1 protein-coding gene and 1 pseudogene are annotated in these 332 nt (G+C 29.2%); both read left to right on the top strand.

Going from position 1 to position 332, the window contains the following annotated elements:
- Positions 1–127: pseudogene (locus tag HMPREF3045_RS09525) on the top strand (mobilization protein); the annotation flags it as partial.
- Between the two features lies 1 nt (position 128).
- A partial coding sequence (locus HMPREF3045_RS09520; RefSeq protein WP_373880585.1) for a relaxase/mobilization nuclease domain-containing protein occupies positions 129–332 on the top strand: 204 nt, incomplete at its 3' end.

Raw genomic sequence — 332 nt, 5'->3', positions numbered from 1 at the left:
TACAACTGGTGTTATTTACAAAAATGAAATTGAATCAATGAATAATCAGATAGAAAAATTATCAAGAGAAATATGGCAGATCCATTCCCTACTTCTTAATAAATCAAAAGAAAGTTCTGGTGATTAGTATGGCAATTACAAAAATACATCCTATAAAATCAACTCTAAATTTAGCAATAGACTACATTACTAAGAGTGAAAAAACCGATGAGAAAATGTTGGTATCCTCATTTAACTGTCATCCATCTACTGCCCATATTCAATTTTTGAAAACTCGAGAAGATAATGATACTAAAGGTACCGTTTTGGCTAGACATTTAATTCAATCTTTT

Source organism: Anaerococcus sp. HMSC075B03, assembly GCF_001815585.1.
Taxonomy (GTDB): Bacteria; Bacillota; Clostridia; order Tissierellales; family Peptoniphilaceae; genus Anaerococcus; species Anaerococcus vaginalis.
This window is presented reverse-complemented; position numbering and strand designations above follow the sequence as displayed.